A 20,633-nucleotide genomic window follows, 5' to 3' on the forward strand; every position below is an offset into this window, starting at 1 on the left:
GGTGAGTCCATCACCCGCATGGGGGACCCCGCTCAAGGACGTCGGCAGCGGGACAGCGCTACGCGGCCATCATTCGAGGACGGATCATGCGTGCGGCCTCGGCGCGTATCCCCTCGACTGGAACTATCCGCAGCCCTTCTCCGTCACGCTGGTGCGAACCGGATTCACCATCGGCGTGTGGACGAGTGCAGCTTCGTCGGCATTCTGAGGGCCGCCTTCGAACGTCATGGTCATCGTGTGCGCCTCCTGAAGGCCGTTGACGACCCACATGCGTCCCACGGGCCTCCCCAGGTGCTCGCCAGTCGTGATCGCCACATCCGTTCCGTCGATAGTCGCTCCCACGAAGCGGGCGCCGCTTGGACCGTAGAACTGAAGATCAGTTCCGATCACACCCTTGGGGTAATGCCGTCCGCCGTTGACGTAGCTCACCAAGCCATCGGAGGTCGCCTGGTCGAGCGCGTTCACGAACGTGACGGTCGTCGTGTACGTAGGGACGCCCGCGCATCGATCGACGACGAGATCGGCCGACATCCAGGTGTAGAAACTGAGCTTCCCCTCCGTGAGGTCGTTCACGAAAACGCCGACAGTGGCGTCATCTGGACCATCTGATGTCGGTAGCGGACCGGAGAGCCGCGACCCGTCGAAGGCGGATTCGACACCTGAATCGAAGGAGTGGAAGTAGACGCGATTTTCATCGACAGACTGGACGACCGCGTTCACGAAGGGGACGGGCTTGAAGTCACCCGATGAAACGGCGTCGAAGATCTCGACCGCGGCTGATGCGAAGAACTTGTCTTGGTCCACGTTCTTGGGATACCGCGCGTACACATCGCTAAGAAGAACCTGAACAGCATCGGAAGAGGTCAGCTTGTCTCCGGTCGCGAGTGTGATAGGCCCGGTCGCCTTCAGAACATAGGAGAGGACAACGGGATCGATCGCGATGACGCCATCTACCGGCGTTCCGAATGTCTCGGTCCAGAACGCCTTCGAGAGGTCAGCCGCCAGCGTGAAATCGGGCGTGGACGTCGCGTCCTGGGACCAGCGTCCGATCTTGTCGTCGTACAGCTTCACGACTTCCGGGTCGAGGGGGATGATCGGCGTCGCCCGCTTGTTCGTGAAGTCGCCACTCGCGGCCTGCTGCACGATCTCCATCTTGCCGCTCTCGAATCGCAGCATCACAACAGATGCCGGGATACCGCCGAGGCCACGGGCCTCGGCGTTGTTCTGAACAAGGAGGAGATAGTTCTTCGGGCCGTCCTGGCCCATGATGGACGGCAGGTACGGCATCAAAGCGTTCGCGCGCGATAGGGCCGGTTGGAGCTCCTTGACCCCGCCGGTCAGCTGCGCGAGCGGAGCACGCAAGACACCAGGGGTGTCGGCGAGGTCGACCCCGGAGAGGGCGTCCGCAGCATTCTCGCCCGCTGCGGCAGCTGTCGAGATGGGTCCGGCGAGCGCTCCGATAGCAGCGACGTCGAAAGCACCACCAGCAGGACGCAGGAGCGCGGGATCGACGTCGGCAAGCGTCGGCAAGACGCCCTGCGCCAATTCGTCGACGGCGACCGTCGACTCCCGGACCGCGTGCAGAGTCGGGCCGATGAAAGGTGCCTGCTCGGCAATCCACCACAAAGGAGTGTCCGCGGCACCGCGTGCGGCCGCCGCGTGACCCTGCAGTTCCTGCACGGAAGCGGCCAGCGTCGCGCGATCGTCCGAGCCGAATTCGTCCTGGATCTGAGAAACGATGGGCACGGCGGCCCGCAGTTCCTTCTGCGCGATGAATGCGCCGATCGCCACCGCTGCCGCGAGCGCCACGAGCACGGCGACCACCACGGCAAGAGCAATCCAGGCAACCTTGGTGGGGTTCATCCGGCTCAGGAAAGTTCGCGACATGTCATTCCGATCACGCCGAGAAATCGGGCCTCCGGCGTCGTCCGCGACGGGGCTCGTCGCGCGAATGGGTATGCTACCTGAGTCGGATGCAAAGGTAGCTGGTCGCTTTCTTGCGCAGCAGCCCGGGGGTCGCATTCGAAAGGGCCCGCCGAAAGACGAGGAGACGCGTGGGATCTCGCCGCACGCCATCCGTCGCGATCATCGGTACGCGGGGCTACCCCAGCTATTACGGGGGTTTCGAAACGGCTGTCCGTCGGCTTTCGCCCTACCTCGTCGATCATGGCTGGGATGTCTCGGTGTACGGTCGCCCCGGCGCTGTCGAGTCTGACGATCCCGAACGCGATCTGCGCGTCGTTTCTCGCATGACCAGCGGGATCGACTCCCGTGCGCTCAGCACACTGTCGTACGGGTTCACGTCGACCTTCGACGCAGCTCGACGACGGCCGGACGTTGCGCTCATCATGAACGTCGCGAACGGTTTCTGGCTCCCGATGCTGCGAGCTCGCCGCATCCCGACCATCGTGAATGTCGATGGACTCGAATGGAAGCGCGAGAAGTGGAGCGCTCTGGGAAAGGCCGTGTTCCGAGCCGGCGCGCACGTGACCGCGAAATGGTCGACGGAGCGCGTTGTCGATGCGCGTACGATCGGCGACGCCTGGCAGAGCCGGTTCGGTGTCGGAGGCGAGTTCATTCCCTACGGTGCCGACGTCCCCCCGCCCCTCCCCGTTGAACCGGGGTTCGAGCACCGGGGCTACGCCCTGCTCGTGGCGCGCTTCGTCCCGGAGAACACCGTCGGTCCGTTCTTCGATGCGGCCGAACGTCTTGCGCAAACGCACGACGTCATCGCCGTGGGTTCAGCGGGATACGGGGGCGAACTCGACGAGCGCGCCGCAACTCTCGACGCTCGCCTCCCCCGCTTCCACTGGTTCGGTCACGTCCACGACGATCAGCGCCTGCACAGCCTCTGGCAGCACGCGGGTGCTTACTTCCACGGCCACAACGTGGGGGGCACCAACCCCGCCCTGGTCCAGGCGATGGCGGCGGGCGCACCGATCGTCGCTCGCGACACGGTGCACAGCCGCGAGGTCCTCGGCTCCGCCGCCGGGGAGTTCACCGGCCCTGAGCCGGCGAAGATCGAAGCGGCCCTGCGAGGCCTTCTGACGGACCCGGAACGACAGCAACGTCTCAGCGAGGCGGCAGTACGTCGTGCCCGGGACGCTTATTCGTGGGAAAGCGTGAACGCTGCCTACGAGCGCCTCCTCCGGTCGCATCTGCGTCCCGACGGGGACGACGCACCTCGACCCAATCGGCAGGAACGGGAAGGCTGACGCCATGGGCATCGCCGGAAAGATCATCCACGAGCAGCGTGAACGTCTGCGCGAGGCCGGCAGTGATCGGTGGCGCATCGTGAGCGCGCAGCTCGCCGCGAAGGTCGGGCCGATGGCACTTCGCGGAGTCCTGCTCTCCCCCCGTCTCGGTTCGGTGACAGGCATCCCCCTCATCGGGCGCGGAGTCCGCGTGCGCAATGCGCACCTCGTGCACGCCGGGTCGGACCTCATCGTCGAGGACTTCGCCGAGATCCAGGGCCTGAGTCGCGATGGCATCCGCTTCGGTGACCGGGTCTCGATCGGCACCGGAACGCTCATCCGTCCCAGCAGCTACTACTCCCGCGCCATCGGGGTGGGACTCGTCATGGGCGACGGCAGCAGCTTGTCGCCCGGGTGCTACATCGGCTGCTCCGGTGGTGTGACGATCGGCGAGAAGACGATGCTCGGCCCCGGCGTCCGGGTGTTCGCCGAAGACCACGTAATGAGCGATCCTTCGATCGATGTGAAGTCACAGGGCGTCGAGTGGTCTCCCATCACCATCGGCTCCGGATGCTGGATCGCGAGCGGCGTGACCATCACCTCCGGCGTGACCATCGGCGACGGTGCCGTCGTCGCCGCCGGTGCGGTGGTGACCCGCGACGTGCCGGCCGGCGCCGTCTACGGGGGCATTCCCGCTCGAGAGCTCAAGTCGCGGAGCGCTCCGTGACCCGTCGCCGGCGTTGCATCGTCGTGCATCCCTCCGACGAGATGTACGGCGCGGATCGTGTGCTGCTCGAGGTCCTGCGGACCGCGCCGGCAGATCTCGACGTCGAAGTGTGGCTGCCGACCGACGTCGACTACCCCGACCGCCAGCTCTCGCGAGCGCTCCAGGATGCCGGGATCCCGGTGCGTCTTCTCGCGTTGCCGATCATGCGCCGGGCGTACTTGCGTCCCGGCCGTCTGCCGGGCCTGGCCTGGCGCGCGTTGACCGCGAGTCTGCGGCTATTGGTCGCGCGACCGGACCTCGTGTACCTCAACACCGCTGCCGCCTCGCTGGCCGCTCCGGCCGCCCGCGCATCAGGAGCGCGTGTCGTCCTGCACCTGCACGAGCACATCGACGAACGTTCACGCGCCGTCCTCCCGTTCCTCCGCTTCGCGCACCGCATCGTCGCGGTCAGCTCGGCGGTGGCGGACGTGCTGCCGGACGCTCTCCGCTCCCGCACCCGCGTCGTCAACAATGGCTTCGACTCCGCACCGCCAGCTCCCCTGCCGACTTTCGCGGACGGCATCCGCGTCGTCGTCGCCAGCCGCTGGAACGCCTGGAAGGGTCACACGGTTCTCCTCGCGGCGTGGGGGGCCGCGAGGCGCGACGATCTGCGCCTCGAGGTCTTGGGCGATCGCCCGCCGAGCGGAGAGGCCGTCGACGTGCCCGCCCTCGTCGCGACGTCGCCGCGCCGCGCGAGCATCACCGTCACCGGGCCGACCTCGGACGTGCGCGCGTATCTCGACGCCGCGCACGTGGTCGTCGTTCCCAGCGTGCTGCCCGACCCGCTCCCCACGATCGCCATCGAAGCGCTCGGAGCCGGGCGCGCACTGCTGGCGAGCGACAGCGGGGGTCTTCGCGAGATCGCGGGCGACAGCCCTCTCCTCGTCGCTCCCGGCGACGTCGACGCATGGACGGCGGCACTCGAGGGCCTGGACGAGGAGAGCGTTCGTGCCGCCGCCGGCTCCGCCCGCGCCCGCTTCGATGAGCTCTTCTCGCGAGACACCTTCGACCGCCGCATCCGCGCCGAGCTCTGGGACCTGGTGCCCCGATCGTGAGCCTCTTCTCCGCCTCCACGGCCTACGCGCGACCGAGCCTCACCGGCCGAACGCGCCTGATCACGCTCGGGCTGATCGCCGCGGTCGTGGTGAGTTCGTTCCTCGGACGTTACGACGCCGAGATCGTCGGCTTCCGGGTGCGGGTGGAACAGGTCGTGCCCCTGCTCCTGGCCGGCTGGATGCTCGTGCACCCCGTGTTGCGGGGAGCGTTCTTCCGTGCGCTGCGGCATCCCGTCCCGCTCGTGTATGCGGCCTTCGTCGTATGGAATGTCGTCACGACTCTGCTCTTCTCGCCGAGCCTGACCTGGAGTGCGTCGATCCTCATTTGGCTCGTCATCGACCTGCTCCTGCTGGTGTCGATGATGGCGCTGGCCGAAGGCGCGAATCTCGCCGCGCGGCTCGGTCGTCTGTCCGTGGCGCCGTGGGCCCTGGTCGGCTTCGCGGCATACGCCGTGGCGAACCTCACGCGCGGGCAGGTCGCGCTCGGCACCGACTTCGACTACCTCTACGAGGTGTACGTCGCGCGGGTGACCGCGATCGAGGCGAACATCTACGCGTCGATCCTCATCTTCTGGACCCTTCTCACGATCACCCGCAGGGGTATCGGCCGGTGGGAGATCGCCGCCGTCGCGGTGGCGGTGCCGCTGGGGCTCGTCGCCTCTCAGACGCGGACCGCCGTGTTCAGCCTCGTCCTGGGGCTGGGCATCTTCGCCGTCTTCACGCTCTTCTCGCTGCGTTCCTCGTGGCGAGAGCGCATCACCCGCATCCTCCCCGCGGGAATCCTCATCGCGACGCTCGTGGTCACCTACGGAATCATCGCCGCAATGGGAGGCACCGCGCCCGCCGACCGCACCCTTCCCGCGACGGCGAGCCCGTCGGCATCCGTCTCCGCATCCCCGACGGGGACCGCGCCCTCCCCCGCACCCACGCGGGAGCCCGACCCGACGAACCCCGAGCAGCAGAACAAGATCGGCGACGTCGACTTCGTGGGCGGCACGATCGGGTTCCGGCTCGAGGTCGCGGGGCTCGCCGCCCAGGAGATGAAGGGCATCAACCTCTGGCTCGGCAACGGAACGAACACGTTCGGCCTTCGCCACGAGCAGCCCGGCACGCCGGGGATCAGCGGGCACATCATCATGCTGCCCGTCCAGGTGCTCTACGACGGCGGGATCGTCGGCCTCGGGTTGCTGATCCTCTTCTTCGTGACGGTGTTCGTCTGCGTGCCCCGGGAGCGGAAGCCCGTCGCAGCCGGCCTCCTCGCGTCGTACCTGCTCTCGGCGACCCTGACGAGCATGTTCTGGTTCGCGGTCACCTGGATCCTGATCGCGGTGCTGCTGCGGCCCCTCACCGAAGACGAACGTGACCTCGACCGCGTCTGAGGCACCGCGCCCGCACCGCGCCCGGAGTGTCGCGCTGTTGACGGCCGTCTCGGCGGTGTCAGCGATCTCGCCCCTCATCGCGTTGCCGCTCATCACCCGCGCGGCCGGGCCCGACGGCTTCGCCGAGATCGCGATCGGCCAGGCGCTCGGCACCCTGGCGGCCACGATCATCACGTTCGGATGGGCCGTCCGGGGCCCCGTCGAAGCCGCGCGCTCGTCGCACCCCGCCCGGGTCTTCCGCGCCAGTATCGTCGTTCGCGGCGCGAACAGCCTGCTCGTCCTGCCGCTCGTCGCCGTCGTCGCCGCCTTCGCGAGTCACGCCGACGACCACGCGTTGGCGATCGTGTCCGCACTCGCGTTCTCGCTGCAGGGGTTGTCGCTCAGCTGGTACGCGGTGGGCGTCGGCCGACCGCTGCTCGCGCTGATCTTCGATGCCGTGCCGCGCATCGTCCTCAACCTCGTCGGAGCCGTCGCCGCGCTCCTCACGGCCACTCCCCTGCTGTACCCCGCGATCCTGCTCGTCGGCACTCTCGCGGCCTTCCTCGCCGCGACCTGGTTCATCGGCCTCCGGGAACGGTTCTCCGTGCGAGCGGCCCTCGCCGACGCGCGGGGCGCCTACCGGGGCGGCTGGCGTACCGCACTGGCCGCGGGACTCCTCACTTTCTCCGAGACGGCTCCCCTCTCCACGCTCGGCGTGGCGAGCTCTCCGGCCGCGGTCGGGTTCGCTCCATTCGACCGTGTGCTCAAGTACGGCTACATCGGCGTCTACATGATCACCGGCTCTTTCCAGGGCTGGGTGTCATCGGCACCCGGTGACGCGGGCCTCCGACGCATGCGCCGGGCCGTCGGCATGCACGTCGCCCTCGCCCTCGCTCTCGGGGCGGGGTTCGCCCTGGTCGTGCCGTGGGCGACGCCCGTGGTGCTGGGACCCGGCTTCGAGATCTCGACGCTCACGGCCCTCTTCGGCGGGGTCGCGCTGGCTGCCATGACGCTGGCCACGGCCCTGGGGATGTGCGTGGTCCTCCCCGCGGGCCGCGACGGCGCCTACCTGGCCGCCGTCTGCGTCGGAGCGCTGCTCATCGTTCCGGCGGTGCTCGTGGGTTCCTCGCTCGCCGGCGTCGCCGGGGCGGCGGGCGGGGTGGCCGCAGTTCAGCTGCTCGTGATGACGGTCTTCGCGGTCACGGCGCTGCCGGTTCTGCGCAAGCGCTGACCAGGCACGTGGGGGTGTCGTGAACCCTCGCTCAGGCGAGGACGAATCCCGCGATCGAGAGCATCACCCAGACGCTCGTGAAGACCAGGCCCATCAGGAGCGGTCCCCAGAAGCGGCGCGACAGAGCGACGAACACGGATGCCGCGATCCCCAGCCCGACGGGGAGGGCGAACGGCATTCCCGAGACGTTTCCCGCGAAGACGATCGGGATGACGGCGAAAGCGACGGCCGAGACCGCGCCCGAGACGACACGGGCGATGGTCGGCGAGAAGCGCGTCGACGCGTAGGCGAGAGCCGCCGGATAGACGAAACCGATGGCGAAGAACGTGAGCATCATCACGACGAGGAACGGTGCCGCGACCCCCAGGATCAACCACCGCAGCGACAACGCCTCGAACGCGGGCCACCCACGCGAGACCGCGCCGATCCCGGCGATGAAGGGCATGATCGCCCCGAGGACGAGCCCCCACAGCACGTCGAGGCCGCGCACCCGGAAGAATCCGACGGGGCGCGTGCGCGCCATCAGGCCCAGCCCGGTGCCGCCGACGACGATGGATGCCAACACGCTGCCGGCGCTGCGACCGGCGGCGCCGTTGAACGCCACCGTCACGATCAGCCCGACGACCACGGCCACGATCAACGCGGCTGCTGCCGCAACGAGCGGCTTCCACGTGCCGAAGAAACTCCCGGACGGGCGCTCGACGGTACGCGACGCGGACCGGGAGTCGGTCTCGGCGCGCGACGAGCGCTGCTGCTCGGTGCGGGTGACACCGTCGTCGACACCGGTCGTCCGGTCTGTCGTGGGGGTGTCGACGGCCGCTCGGGCCTCGCGACGGGAGCGCCGGCTCGGCTCGAAGGGGGTGTCACTCATCCGTTCAGCTTACGGGTTTCACCCGATCGGCCCCACTTCCCGGGCATCGGCTCCCCCGGACCGCCGTCTGGCTCAGGCGCAGAAGCCGTACGACGTGCTCTTCTCGCGGCGGCCCGGGGTGTCGGCATCCGGCGCTGCACCCGGTAGCGGCGTGAAGGACCGGCATCCGGGAACGACATCCGGGAACGACGAAGGGCCGGGCCCGAAGGCCCGGCCCTTGCCGAGTGAAGTCTGGAGAGACTTACTTGAGGATCTTGGTGACGGTACCGGCACCGACGGTGCGGCCACCCTCACGGATCGCGTAGCCGAGGCCCTCTTCCATGGCGATCGGCTGGATGAGCTCGACCGACATCTCGGTGGTGTCACCGGGCATGACCATCTCGGTGCCCTCGGGCAGCGTGATGACGCCGGTCACGTCCGTGGTGCGGAAGTAGAACTGCGGGCGGTAGTTCGTGAAGAACGGGTTGTGGCGGCCGCCCTCTTCCTTGGACAGGATGTACGCCGTGCCCTCGAAGTTGGTGTGCGGGGTGACCGAACCGGGCTTCACGACGACCTGGCCGCGCTCGACGTCGTCACGCTTGGTGCCGCGGAGGAGCAGACCACAGTTCTCGCCGGCCCAGGCCTCGTCGAGCTGCTTGTGGAACATCTCGATACCCGTGACCGTGGTCTTCTGCGTCGGGCGGATGCCGACGATCTCGACCTCGGAGTTGATCGCGAGGGTACCGCGCTCGGCGCGGCCCGTGACGACCGTTCCACGACCGGTGATGGTGAAGACGTCCTCGATGGGCATGAGGAACGGCTTGTCCTTGTCACGCACCGGGTCGGGGATCGACTCGTCGACGGCTTCCATGAGCTCGACGATCGAGTTGACCCACTGCTCGTCACCCTCGAGAGCCTTGAGGCCCGAGACGCGGACGACGGGGGCGTTGTCGCCGTCGAAGTCCTGCGACGACAGCAGCTCGCGAACCTCGAGCTCGACGAGCTCCAGGATCTCCTCGTCGTCGACCATGTCGCTCTTGTTCAGCGCGACGAGCAGGTAGGGAACGCCGACCTGCTTGGCGAGCAGAACGTGCTCACGGGTCTGAGCCATCGGGCCGTCGGTGGCGGCGACCACGAGGATCGCGCCGTCCATCTGAGCGGCACCGGTGATCATGTTCTTGATGTAGTCGGCGTGGCCGGGCGCGTCGACGTGAGCGTAGTGACGCTTCGGGGTCTCGTACTCGACGTGCGAGATGTTGATGGTGATACCGCGCTGACGCTCTTCCGGCGCCGAGTCGATCGACGCGAAGTCACGCTGGACGTTGGTGGCCGACGGGAACTTGTCGGCGAGCACCTTCGAGATGGCAGCGGTGAGCGTGGTCTTGCCGTGGTCGACGTGACCGATCGTTCCGATGTTCACGTGCGGCTTGGTCCGCTCGAACTTGGCCTTAGCCACTGGGTCCTCCTCAGGACGTAGTTGCGAAGTCTCGGGCGCTGGATTGCGACCGATTCTCCACGGGGATGGTTCTCAGGTTACTAGAGAGTCGGTATTGAGTTTGAGTGGATGCCGGGAACCCGAGCAGGAACCCGGGTTCCCGGCATCCGGAGAGCGGTGTTACTCGCCCTTGTTCTTCTGGATGATCTCGTCAGCCACGGCCTTCGGGACGTCGGCGTAGCTGTCGAACTCCATCGAGTAGACGGCGCGACCCGAGGTCTTCGAGCGCAGGTCACCGATGTAGCCGAACATCTCGGACAGCGGCACGTTGGCCCGGACGACCTTGACGCCGGCGGCGTCTTCCATCGACTGGATCTGGCCACGACGCGAGTTCAGGTCGCCGATGACGTCGCCCATGTACTCCTCGGGAGTACGCACCTCGACGGCCATGATCGGCTCGAGGATGGTGGGGTTCGCCTTGCGGACGGCCTCCTTGAAGCCCATCGAGCCGGCGATCTTGAACGCCATTTCCGACGAGTCGACATCGTGCGAGGCGCCGTCGAGGAGGATCGCCTTGACACCCACCATGGGGTAGCCGGCGAGCACGCCGACGTTCATGGCGTCCTGGAAGCCCTGGTCGGTCGGCGAGATGTACTCGCGCGGGATACGACCACCGGTGACCTTGTTCTCGAACTCGTAGGTCTTGTCGGCCGTGACCTCGAGGGGCTCGATCGCGAACTGGATCTTCGCGAACTGACCCGAACCACCGGTCTGCTTCTTGTGGGTGTAGTCGTGACGCTCGACCGACTTGCGGATGGTCTCGCGGTACGCCACCTGGGGCTTGCCGACGTTGGCCTCGACCTTGAACTCGCGCTTCATGCGGTCGACCAGGATGTCGAGGTGGAGCTCGCCCATGCCCTTGATGACGGTCTGGCCGGTCTCGGCGTTCTGCTCGACGCGGAACGTCGGGTCTTCCTCAGCGAGCTTCTGGATGGCGACACCCAGCTTCTCCTGGTCGGCCTTGGTCTTGGGCTCGATCGCGACCTCGATGACCGGCTCCGGGAACGTCATCGACTCGAGGACGACCTGGTTGGCCGGGTCGCACAGGGTGTCACCGGTGGTGGTGTCCTTGAGGCCGATGACGGCGTAGATGTGGCCGGCGGTGACCGACTCGACCGGCATCTCCTTGTTGGCGTGCATCTGGAAGATCTTCCCGATGCGCTCCTTCTTGCCCTTGGTCGCGTTGACGACCTGGGCGCCGGAGTCGAGGTGACCCGAGTAGACGCGGATGTAGGTGAGGCGACCGAAGAACGGGTGCGTCACGATCTTGAACGCGAGGGCCGCGAAGGGCTCGTCGCGGTCGGCGTGGCGCTCGATGACGACCTCTTCGTCCTTGGGGTCGTGCGCCTCGATGGCGGGCACGTCCAGGGGCGAGGGGAGGTAGTCGACGACGGCGTCGAGCATGGGCTGCACGCCGCGGTTCTTGAACGCCGAGCCGCACAGCACGGGGTAGACCTCGCTGGCGATCGTCATCTTGCGGATGGCGCCCTTGATCTCCTCGTGGGTGAGCTCTTCGCCACCGAAGTACTTCTCGAGCAGCGCGTCGTCGGACTCGGCGACGGTCTCGAGGAGCTTCTCGCGGTACTCCTGCGCCTTCTCGACGAGGTCGGCCGGGATCTCCTGGATCTCGTACTTGGCGCCCATGGTGACATCACCCTTGGCGTCGCCGGGCCAGACCAGAGCGCGCATGTAGACCAGGTCGACGACGCCGACGAAGTCGTTCTCGGCACCGATCGGCAGCTGGATGACGAGGGGCTTGGCCTTCAGGCGGTTGACGATGGTGTCGACCGTGAAGTAGAAGTCGGCGCCCAGCTTGTCCATCTTGTTGACGAAGCAGATGCGGGGGACGTCGTACTTGTCTGCCTGACGCCACACGGTCTCGGACTGGGGCTCGACGCCCTCCTTGCCGTCGAAGACGGCGACGGCACCGTCGAGGACGCGGAGCGAGCGCTCCACCTCGACCGTGAAGTCGACGTGACCGGGGGTGTCGATGATGTTGATCTGGTTCTTTTCCCAGAAGCAGGTCACAGCAGCGGAGGTGATCGTGATGCCACGCTCCTGCTCCTGCTCCATCCAGTCGGTGGTCGCCGCACCATCGTGCGTCTCACCGATCTTGTGGTTGACGCCCGTGTAGAACAGGATGCGCTCGGTCGTCGTGGTCTTGCCGGCATCGATGTGCGCCATGATGCCGATGTTGCGGACCTTGTGCAGGTCGGTGAGCACGTCTTGTGCCACGGGTGTCTTCCTTACCTGTTGGGAGGTTGGTGCCGGGCCCATCGGAGGGTCCGCGACCGGGTTCGATCACGGACCCTCCGCGGGTATTACCAGCGGTAGTGCGCGAAGGCGCGGTTCGACTCGGCCATCTTGTGGGTGTCTTCGCGGCGCTTGACCGCGGCACCGAGGCCGTTCGAGGCGTCGAGGATCTCGTTCTGCAGACGCTCGGTCATCGTCTTCTCACGACGACCCTTCGCGTAGCTCACGAGCCAGCGCAGCGCGAGGGTGTTCGCGCGGTGCGGCTTGACCTCGACGGGAACCTGGTAGGTCGAGCCACCGACGCGGCGGCTCTTGACCTCGAGGGTGGGACGGACGTTGTCGAGCGCCTTCTTGAGCGTGGCGACGGCGTCCTGGCTGTTCTTCGCCTCGACGCCGCGGAGAGCGTCGTAGACGATCGCCTCGGCGATGGACTTCTTGCCGTCGACGAGGATCTTGTTGACCAGCTGGGTGACGACGGGAGCGCCGTACACCGGGTCGTTGACAACGGGACGCTTCGGGGCGGGACCCTTACGAGGCATGGTTCTCAGCCCTTCTTCGCGCCGTAGCGGCTACGAGCCTGCTTACGGTTCTTGACAGCCTGGGTGTCGAGCGCACCGCGGACGATCTTGTAACGGACACCGGGGAGGTCCTTGACACGACCACCGCGGACGAGCACGAGCGAGTGCTCCTGCAGGTTGTGGCCCTCGCCGGGGATGTAGGCGGTGACCTCGGTGCCGTTGCGCAGCTTCACGCGGGCGACCTTGCGCATGGCCGAGTTCGGCTTCTTGGGGGTCGTGGTGTACACGCGGGTGCACACGCCGGCCTGCTGGGGGTTCGACTTCAGCGCGGGAGCCTTGGTCTTCGAGACCTTCGGCGAGCGGCCCTTGCGAACCAACTGCTGAATGGTTGGCACGTTCTCTCCTTGTTTGGCCGGGCGGTTCCTCTCGGACCGTCCGGGGTGCTGCACGGTGACAGCGGTCGTGTCTCCCCCGACACTTCGCGCATCTTGCGATTCGTGACGTGTCGGGCTCACGTGTGATCCACCGCACGTCAGAATGATCGGACGCGGTTTGTGGTGGATATGCCGTGGGGGCGACCTGTTCGCAGATCGATCCCTGAGATGGTGCGAGCGTTGATCCGCACCCCCTGCCCGAAGGCATGACGCACGGCGCGCGTGAACGCACACCCGGTCAATGATACGTGGTGTTCGGGGGTGCGGGCAAACGTGAGGCGATCTCGCAGCACACGGTGCGCGACCGTCCGCGTGATCGCTGCGTTCAGCGGACGAGCGCGACGAAAACGGCCAGGGCTCCCGCGATCACGGCGACGGTCGCTCCGCCGATGACCAGCGGTGCGAGGGCGCCGCGACGCGAGGATCGGGCGCGCACGAGCGCGGGATCGCGCTCGGGGCCGCCCCTCGGCGCGGGCGCGCTGCGCGGCACGCGAACGGCGTCGTCGATGCGAGGCCGGTACGTCTCGGCGGTGTCGGGATCGGGGACGCGGGCGGGTCGCGGAGCAGCGGGCGCATCATCGACCGCGGGCGCGGGTGCAGAAGCATCTCGTGAGGGAAGCGCGTCGCGTGATCCCCGGGACCCCGGCGCCGTCTGGTCATCGTGCTGCACGGTCCGCGACGAGCGCGCCGTCTCGTCGACCTCGGTGCGGAGTGGCGGCGCGGTGTCGTCGTCCGCCGACGTTCCGCGCGCGGAGCGGACGGTGTCGTCGACGAACGTGCGGGAACCGGGTGCGGTGTCATCGTTCACCTCCGCCGCGACGGGCTGCTCCTCACCGCCTCCGGCGTGGTCCGCGCGAACGGTGTCGTCGTCTCCGCGGCGTCGGGTGACCAGGGTGTCGTCGTCGACGGCTCCGGAACGGCGACGACGGGCGACGACCGTCTCGTCGGCGTCATCTTCCCCGGAGTCGACGGGCGCCGTCGGCCAGGGCCGGAGTCGGCCCGCCCAGAGCGTGACCTCGTCCGGGTCGTCCGGTTTGTCGTAGGGGCCGCTCACGCGTCCCTCCGGGACAGCCGCACCTCCGCGTCACCCAGGAAGAACCGTTCGCCGGCTTCGATCTCCTCCCCCGGAGGCGCCTCGATCTCGGTGCCCATCAGGGTGGCGAACAGGACCCCGTTCGTCGAGTCCAGGTCGGTGACGAACCACGTGTCCCCGCGGAGCTGGAGTCGCGCGTGGGTTTTGGACACCGTGCGCGTCTCATCGGTGATCGCCACGAGCTGCGCGTCGGGGAATGCGGTGTCGGCGGCGGGGCGGCGGCCCACGATGACCACGGACGACGTGAGGTCGATCGGGTCGCCGCTCGGCGGGACGAGCGCCCACGGGATCCGGCGTCGACGAGCCACGACCGTGCGATCCAGGGCGTCGAGGTCGTCGTCGCCGTCCGGGTCGGCGGCGAACTCCGGCTGCGTGTACAGCGCGGCGACCGAGGTGCGCGCGGAGCGGGGGGCGCCGGCATCCGGAGCGCCGGAGACGGCGGAGACCGCCTCGGACAGTTCGGGGAACTCGTCCGGGGTCACCTCGGCGTCGAGGGCGGGCGCCTCGGGCTCCGGCGGGGCCTCAGCCGCGGGACGCGTGAGCGGAGAATCGGACGCCGGGGTATCGACGACCTCTGCCCGGCGCGGCGGCGCCCACGGCTCCGGCTGCGGGAACGTCTGCGCGGCGCGCGGCGCGGGCTCGACCTCGGACTCCGCCGGCGCGGGGGGCACCGCGGCGGCGCCCCGCCCGCGGAAGGGCAGACCCGGAGTTAGGGGCACCGTGGGCTGGAAGCCGTTGTCGTCGGAGTCGGACGGGGCGGGCGCCGCATCGGCGGTGCTGCGGCGCGGAGCCGGCTCGTTCGCGTCGGCGCGAAGAGCATCGAGGACGTCGAACACGGACGTCGGGGGCGCGGCATCCGGAGCACGGTCCTGCGGGCGGGACGGGACGGGGCGCTCCGCGAGCGAGGCGTCGTCGTCGTGACGGGACGGCGCCCAATCCACGGCCGAGGGCACGGCGTCCGACAGGGAGCCGGAGGGAGCGGCGAAGGGGAGCACGACGGGCTCGGAGCGGGGTGAATCGTCGTCGGCTGCCGCGGCGGGGGGCTCGGGCGTCCAGCCCCCGACGAGGGGCACGTAGGGACCGGCGAAGTCCTGGCCCCGTCGCGACGGGGCGGAGTTCTCCTCGACCGCGGACGAGCGGATCGCCTCGTGCCCGTACCAGCGCGCGGAGCCGAACCCGAGAACACTCGCCCACACGACCTGCACGAGAACGCCGAGCACGGTCGTCCCGGCCCCGCGATCGAACCCGACGCTGATGCGATGCACCGCGACGATGAAGACGATCACGAACGCGATCCCGCCGAAGAGCGGCACGAGGTTCAGAAGGACGAGCCAGGGCGAGAAGCCGCCGAGCTTCAGGATCGTGGCGCCGTTCACCACGGGGACCCAGGCCTTCCACGACGGCTCGCCGGTCTTGGCGAACATCGCCGACAGTGCCAGGGCGTACCAGACATAGAGGATGACGAACAGGACGGCGGTGGACAGCCCGAGGATGGCGCCGGTGGAATCGTTCATGTCGTGTCGCGCCGCCGTGGGGCGGGGCGCTTCCCCCTCTCGTCGCGGTGCGGCGGCCGTCGGCGCGTGGGGCGCGGGGCGAGGAACCGCAGGAACGATCTCAACGATACGGCCGCGAGCAGCCGCCGCCATCCGCCGCGCTGACGCGTGAGCGTGCGGCGTTCGGCATCGACGATCCGCCAGAACGCCGCGGCTTCGTCGGCCGTGACGGTCCGGGACGAGAAGACCGCGCGATCGGCCTCGTCCGCGAGACGTTCGCCCCCGGCTGTGCCCCACGCCGACACGAGCTCTCGGCGTGTGGATGCCGGCGGGAGTTCGCGACCCGCATCCACACCGGCGTCGACGTACTCGTCCCACCCGCCGGCGATCGCGGCGCGAGGGTCGGGATCGCGACGGCGGCCGCGACGACGGATCACCTTCGCGATCACCACCGCGAGGAACGGGCCGAAAAGCACCAGGACGACGAGAAACGAGAGCCCGGTGATCCGCAGGATCGGCCACAGCCAGGCGAGATCGAGACCGTCGTCCGCCCGGTTCTCATCGTTGAGGGTGTTGTCCTCCTGCAACGGAGCCGGCGGAACGACGTCGTCGACCGTGTCGGGGCGCACCTCGGTGACGTTCTCGGGGTCGCGCTGCTCGGTGACCTCGAGGCTCGGCGACTGCTCCCGCTGCGGGGTGACGTCGATCGCCGCCCATTGTCCATCGGTGCCCTGTACCTCGGTCCACGCGCTGAGGTCTTCGGCACGGCAGATCCCGGCGTCGCACGTCGGGAGGGCGGGATCCGCGGACGTCAGTCGCGCGCCGACGACGACGCGCGCGGGGAAGCCCAGCTCGTGGGCGATCAGGGCGACGGCCACGGCGAACTGCTCGTCGTCGCCGACGGCGGCGACATAGTTTCCGGATGCCGCGGCCCGAGGGTCGTCCTCCCGATCGAGCAGGCGCTGGAACATCGTCTCGATGCGGGCCAGGGAGTGGCCGGACGCGCTCGGCTGCACCTGATAGCCCGAGAGATCGGTCGCCCACTTCGGGAGTGCGGAGCCCGCGGCCGGTGCCAATCCGTGGCTGAGGTACCCGCGCTCCCGCAGCAGCTGCACGAGGGAAGCGAGCGCCGCCCCGCCGTCGCCGGTCGCGTGCTCGTCGACCCACCGGCGGAGGTTCTCGCCGCCCGAGACACCGCCGGGAGCGCCGGGAGGAGTCAGGCTCGCGACGTCCACCGCGGCGGTCTCGGTCCCCGTCACCCGGTAGCGGTCGCCCGGCTCGAGCCCGCCGTCGGCGATCTGCACGCCCGCCTCTGCGGCGGAACTGTAGTAGAACCGGTCGGCCAGCTGGTTCGCCCGGTCGCCGGCGAAGGTGGCTTGACTGAGGCTTCCCGCCGTCGGCATCCAGATTCCGCCGAGGTCGCCGATCTCGATCTCGGCGTCGATCGGACGCCCCTCGCCCGACGGCAGTCGCGACGGGACGCGGACGAAGCGCCCCTCGCCCGTGCCCGAGGAGCGGAAGATCTCTCCGTCGTAGGAGTCGAGCGTGGCGACGCGGATGCGGTCGGGCAGGGCACCGTCGCCGTTCACCTGGAACAGCACGTCGTCGACGCGGGCGTCCGAGAACATCGCCCGGTACGAGGAGAGCGGACTCACCGCCTCTGCGATCTGCCTCTCGGGGCCCGTGGCCGACCGCAGCACGTGCCGGTCGGCGTCGCCAGCCGCCCACGGGACCACGGCGACGGTCGCGAGCGCGGCGACGAGGATCGTGCCCGCCCCGGTGAGGGCGCGACGCCGATCCGTCCGCGATCGCCGCGTGCTCGACGCGACCGTCGCCAGGGCGGTGGCACGACGGAGAGACCGGACCCGCTCGTCGTGGGCCCGCCACGCGAGCCAGAGCACCGCGGAGAGCAGCGCCGCCAGCCCCACCGCGGTCTCGATCGGCGCGGGCAGCGACAGCGGACCCCACACGAGCGGCGAGCTCGGGGACGTCCGCCCGAAGAACAGACCGAACCCGGTCATGAGCAACCCGCTCACGACGGCGGCCGTCGATCGCCGATCGGTCCGCACGGCGAGGGAGAGCGTGAGCACGGTGCCGACGAGGAAGACCACGAGGGCGGGCACGAGCAGGTTGCGGTAGTCGCCCACCGGGAGGTCGACGGTGACCAGGTCCTTCCAGGCCACGAGGACTCCCGCGGATGCCTCGCCGATGCCCCGCAGGATCTCGAGCGGCCCCCCGACCCGCGACGGGACGGCGAGCGGCACGCACAGCACGAGGAACGCGACGACCGTCGCGGCCGCCGTGATCCACCCACCGCCGCGGCGCCAGGTCACGAGCGCGACGATCAGCGCCGCCGCGAACGCCGACACGACCACGAGCACGAGGAAGGACCACGAGGCGTAGACCGGCCAGGCGGCGACGGCGGCGAGCGCGACGGTCGCGAGCGTGTAGAGCGCGGCGGCCACGACGCGCCCCGGATGCCGGGGGGCGGTCACGAGGTCGCTCCCCGCACGAGGAGGCCGGAGAGATCGTCGAGGGTGCCGATGGTCAGGACGGTCAGGCCGGCGATGCTCTGCATGCGCGGGTGCGCACGCTCGTCGCACACGACGGCCGCGACCGCGGTGTCGGCGGGGAAGGCCAGCGCGGCCTGACGCAGCTGCGCGACGGGAACACGGGAGCCGACGACGACGAACGCGATCGAGAGACGCTCGTTCGATTCGGATGCCAGGCGGCAGACGTCTGAGACCGGCATGGTGTTGTCGTGGCGCTCGAGGGCGCTGAAGCCGTCGAGCATCTGCCGCGGAGTGATCGTCGGCACGTGACGGATCGCACGCAGACGGCCCTTGACGACGCGCGGGATCTCGGAGCCCGTGACGATGTCGATGTCGCGGGCGTCGCGGACGGCGCGGAGCCCGAGCGACGCCGCGGCGGCCACGGCGAGCTCGTACTCGTCGGCGTCGAGGTACTCCTGCGAGGCGGCCCCGAGAACGACGGCCATGCGGGAGCGGCGTGACTCCTCGTACTGACGCACCATGAGTCGGCCGGTCTTGGCCGTGGACTTCCAGTGGACCTGCCGCTGCGAGTCGCCGGGCGCGTATTCGCGGATCGCGTGGAACGACATGTCGGCATCGACGAGGCGACGGGTCGCGTTGCCCTCGAGGTCGCGCACGAGACCTGCGCTCGTGGAGGGAAGGGTGACCGTGCGGGGGTGGACGAACACCTCGTGCGCGTCGTCGAAGTCGTGCTCCCGGCGCAGGAGCCCGACGGGATCGCTGCGGACGGTCGTGACCGGACCGACACGGACGATGCCGCGCGGCAGCGGAGGGATCTCCAGCGCCTCGGTGACGCTCTGCCCCGGACGGAGGAGCGGGACCCCGAACTCCACGAGGCCCTGCCCGACGGGGATGTCGAGGCGCCCGGGGAGCGCGACACGCGAGCTCTCGTTGTGTACGACGATCTCGCCCGTCACGCCGTGGCCCGCCACGACGCGCTCACGCGCGAGGGTCAGATCGACGGCGTACGCGCGGGCGCCGAAGAGGAACGGCACGCTCATGAGCAGCAGAAGAAGTGCTGCGCTGCCGGCGACCATCCACTCGATCCAGCCGAAGACGACGCCGAGCAGCAGTCCCCCCGTCGCGGCGATCGTCACGACGGCGCCCGCCGGGCGCACGGTGCGCCCCGCCCACCGCGTCGCCGTCACGGCGGCATCCGTCGTGACGCGCCACGCCTCGGCGACACGCACGACGGCGCGCACGATCCGCCGCTCGCGCCTCGTCGACGTGGACGTGATCGAGGTGCGCGAGCCGGTGACGGCCGTGCCGGCGGACGTGCGCGTCAACCGCGACTCGGTGGAGTTCACCTCCGGCATGGGAGGAACCCCCTCGCAACGGAGGTCATCGCGCGCGCTCGCTCTCGCGCTGCGTGGGCGGTGCGACGTCGAGGAGCACCTGCCCGATGACCGCCTCCGCGGTCACCCCGTCGAACTCGGCCTCGGGGTGCAGGATGAGCCGGTGCGAGAGCACCGCCACGGCGAGCGCCTTCACATCGTCGGGGGTCGCGTACGTGCGGCCCTGCGCGGCGGCGCGGGTACGGGTGGCCCGGGTGAGGGCCAACGCCCCGCGGATGCTGACGCCGAGGCGGACCTCGTCGGCGGAGCGCGTGGCATCCACGAGCCGGGCGATGTAGTCGAGGACGAGGGCGTCCACGTACACGGTGGCCGCGAGATCTGCCATTCCGACGAGAGCCTGCGGGGTGACGATCGGGCGGAGGTCGGCCGTCGAGACGGCCGCTCCGTCGAGGATGCGCACGGTGGCGGCGTGATCGGGGTATCCGAGCGAGGTCCGTAGGAGGAAGCGGTCGAGCTGCGCCTCGGGGAGGCGATAGGTGCCCGCCTGCTCGACGGGGTTCTGCGTCGCGAGGACGAGGAAGGGCACGCCGACCTCGCGCGAGACGCCGTCGATGGTGACCCGCCCCTCTTCCATGACCTCGAGCAGGGCCGACTGCGTCTTCGGGCTCGCCCGGTTGATCTCGTCGGCGAGCACGATGTTGGCGAAGACGGGCCCGGCGTGGAACTCGAATCGCCCCGTCTTCTGGTCGTACACCGTGATGCCGGTGATGTCGCCCGGCAGCAGGTCGGGCGTGAACTGGATGCGGGTGTTCGTCCCCTGCACCGACTGGGCGACCGCGCGCGCGAGCGAGGTCTTCCCGGTACCCGGCACGTCCTCGAGGAGGACATGCCCGTCGCTCAGCATCGCGGTCAGCACGAGCTCGACCACGTGCCTCTTACCGAGCACGGCGCGCTCGACGTTGTCGGCGATCTGCGAGAACGTCTGCGCGAACCAGGTCGCCTGCTCCTGGGTGATCGTCATGTGGGTGGGTCTCTCTCTGGGGGAT

16 protein-coding genes are annotated in these 20,633 nt (G+C 69.2%); 5 read left to right on the top strand and 11 right to left on the bottom strand.

Going from position 1 to position 20,633, the window contains the following annotated elements:
• Positions 1-123: 123 nt before the first annotated feature.
• The gene (locus QE388_RS02995; protein WP_307382824.1) at positions 124-1,863 is read right to left on the bottom strand and encodes a DUF4012 domain-containing protein; all 1,740 of its coding nucleotides are present in this window, start codon (positions 1,861-1,863) and stop codon (positions 124-126) included.
• A gap of 191 nt (positions 1,864-2,054) precedes the next feature.
• Here QE388_RS02995 and QE388_RS03000 point away from each other — a divergent pair, with 191 nt between their 5' ends.
• The 5 genes from QE388_RS03000 to QE388_RS03020 are packed head-to-tail and all read left to right on the top strand — an operon-like array spanning position 2,055 to position 7,604.
• Positions 2,055-3,215 carry a glycosyltransferase gene (locus QE388_RS03000; protein ID WP_307382826.1) on the top strand — a complete coding sequence of 387 codons (1,161 nt, stop codon included), beginning with the start codon at positions 2,055-2,057 and terminating at the stop codon, positions 3,213-3,215.
• A 4-nt stretch (positions 3,216-3,219) separates the two neighbouring features.
• Positions 3,220-3,921 carry a DapH/DapD/GlmU-related protein gene (locus QE388_RS03005; RefSeq protein ID WP_307382828.1) on the top strand — a complete coding sequence of 234 codons (702 nt, stop codon included), beginning with the start codon at positions 3,220-3,222 and terminating at the stop codon, positions 3,919-3,921.
• Complete coding sequence (locus QE388_RS03010) at positions 3,918-5,015, top strand: glycosyltransferase family 4 protein (RefSeq protein WP_307382829.1); 1,098 nt, start codon at positions 3,918-3,920, stop codon at positions 5,013-5,015. Before QE388_RS03005 ends, QE388_RS03010 begins: the two co-directional genes overlap by 4 nt.
• Positions 5,012-6,394 carry a hypothetical protein gene (locus QE388_RS03015; RefSeq protein ID WP_307382831.1) on the top strand — a complete coding sequence of 461 codons (1,383 nt, stop codon included), beginning with the start codon at positions 5,012-5,014 and terminating at the stop codon, positions 6,392-6,394. The genes QE388_RS03010 and QE388_RS03015 overlap by 4 nt, the downstream gene beginning before the upstream one ends.
• Positions 6,375-7,604, top strand: coding sequence for a hypothetical protein (locus tag QE388_RS03020; RefSeq protein ID WP_307382832.1), 1,230 nt, complete (start codon positions 6,375-6,377; stop codon positions 7,602-7,604). Before QE388_RS03015 ends, QE388_RS03020 begins: the two co-directional genes overlap by 20 nt.
• Positions 7,605-7,635: 31 nt before the next feature.
• Here the strand turns inward: QE388_RS03020 and QE388_RS03025 are convergent, their stop codons facing one another.
• The 10 genes from QE388_RS03025 to QE388_RS03070 all read right to left on the bottom strand — a co-directional run bounded on the left by QE388_RS03025 (position 7,636) and on the right by QE388_RS03070 (position 20,608).
• Entirely contained in the window at positions 7,636-8,475 is an 840-nt protein-coding gene (locus QE388_RS03025) for a hypothetical protein (RefSeq protein WP_307382834.1), read from the bottom strand.
• A gap of 241 nt (positions 8,476-8,716) precedes the next feature.
• Entirely contained in the window at positions 8,717-9,910 is a 1,194-nt protein-coding gene (gene tuf, locus QE388_RS03030) for an elongation factor Tu (protein WP_058595425.1), read from the bottom strand.
• 159 nt (positions 9,911-10,069) lie between these two features.
• Positions 10,070-12,184, bottom strand: a complete 2,115-nt coding sequence (fusA, locus tag QE388_RS03035) for an elongation factor G (RefSeq protein WP_058595426.1) — start codon at positions 12,182-12,184, stop codon at positions 10,070-10,072.
• Positions 12,185-12,270: 86 nt separating this feature from the next.
• Positions 12,271-12,741, bottom strand: a complete 471-nt coding sequence (gene rpsG / locus QE388_RS03040) for a 30S ribosomal protein S7 (protein ID WP_058595427.1) — start codon at positions 12,739-12,741, stop codon at positions 12,271-12,273.
• Positions 12,742-12,746: 5 nt separating this feature from the next.
• Positions 12,747-13,115: a 30S ribosomal protein S12 gene (rpsL, locus tag QE388_RS03045; protein ID WP_013584051.1), complete on the bottom strand. Its 369-nt coding sequence runs from the start codon at positions 13,113-13,115 to the stop codon at positions 12,747-12,749.
• A 364-nt stretch (positions 13,116-13,479) separates the two neighbouring features.
• The gene (locus QE388_RS03050) at positions 13,480-14,208 is read right to left on the bottom strand and encodes a hypothetical protein (protein ID WP_307382837.1); all 729 of its coding nucleotides are present in this window, start codon (positions 14,206-14,208) and stop codon (positions 13,480-13,482) included.
• The gene (locus QE388_RS03055) at positions 14,205-15,761 is read right to left on the bottom strand and encodes a DUF5684 domain-containing protein (RefSeq protein WP_307382839.1); all 1,557 of its coding nucleotides are present in this window, start codon (positions 15,759-15,761) and stop codon (positions 14,205-14,207) included. Before QE388_RS03055 ends, QE388_RS03050 begins: the two co-directional genes overlap by 4 nt.
• Positions 15,758-18,235 (bottom strand): transglutaminaseTgpA domain-containing protein, encoded by a 2,478-nt coding sequence (locus QE388_RS03060; protein WP_307382841.1) that lies wholly within the window; start codon positions 18,233-18,235, stop codon positions 15,758-15,760. Before QE388_RS03060 ends, QE388_RS03055 begins: the two co-directional genes overlap by 4 nt.
• Positions 18,232-19,608 (bottom strand): DUF58 domain-containing protein, encoded by a 1,377-nt coding sequence (locus tag QE388_RS03065; RefSeq protein ID WP_307382842.1) that lies wholly within the window; start codon positions 19,606-19,608, stop codon positions 18,232-18,234. The genes QE388_RS03060 and QE388_RS03065 overlap by 4 nt, the downstream gene beginning before the upstream one ends.
• 25 nt (positions 19,609-19,633) lie before the next feature.
• Complete coding sequence (locus QE388_RS03070; RefSeq protein ID WP_058595432.1) at positions 19,634-20,608, bottom strand: MoxR family ATPase; 975 nt, start codon at positions 20,606-20,608, stop codon at positions 19,634-19,636.
• Between the last annotated feature and the right edge of the window lie 25 nt (positions 20,609-20,633).

The organism is Microbacterium sp. SORGH_AS_0969 (genome assembly GCF_030818255.1).
In the GTDB taxonomy this organism is placed as follows: Bacteria; Actinomycetota; Actinomycetes; order Actinomycetales; family Microbacteriaceae; genus Microbacterium.